Below are 505 nucleotides of genomic sequence, written 5' to 3' on the forward strand. Positions count from 1 at the left end.
GGGCGAGGGCGCCGCGGTCGTCGCCGGCCACGTCGACACCCTCACCGAGGTCACGCCGATGGCGCGGCTGAAGGACGTGCCGGTCGGGGCGGAGGTCCGGGTGGAGCGGGCGGACGGCAGCGTCCAGCGCTACCGCACCGAGTCCGTCCAGCACGTGCACAAGAAGTCCCTCGCGGAGGCGGACCTGTTCCGCCGGACCGGCGAGCCGGTGCTCCACCTCGTGACGTGCGGCGGGGAGTGGCTCGAGGAGATCGGGGACTACGAGGACAACGTGGTGCTGCGGGCGGTCCCGGTGCCCTGAGCGGCGGAGGGAGGCGAGAGGCGCATGACCGGATGGCCGGTGTCCACTAGGCTGGGCACGACTCGTACGCCCGGGCACCGCCCGGGCGCCCGCGACCTCCGCCCCACGAGGAGCCCTTCCACGATGCCGACGCCGCCCCCGGAATGGGGACCCGAGCTCGACGCCGCGTTCGCCGCGGGGGACGAGCAGGCGCTGAGTGCCGCG

At 75.0% G+C, this 505-nt stretch carries 2 protein-coding genes; both read left to right on the forward strand.

Annotated features, from left to right (window positions below):
* The coding region (locus RF638_RS16235) for a class F sortase (RefSeq protein ID WP_368842488.1) at window positions 1-301 on the forward strand (301 nt) is incomplete at its 5' end.
* 24 nt (window positions 302-325) lie between these two features.
* The coding region (locus RF638_RS16240; RefSeq protein WP_368842489.1) for a hypothetical protein at window positions 326-505 on the forward strand (180 nt) is incomplete at its 3' end.

This window comes from Kocuria sp. CPCC 205235 (assembly GCF_040980905.1).
GTDB lineage: Bacteria > Actinomycetota > Actinomycetes > Actinomycetales > Micrococcaceae > Kocuria > Kocuria carniphila.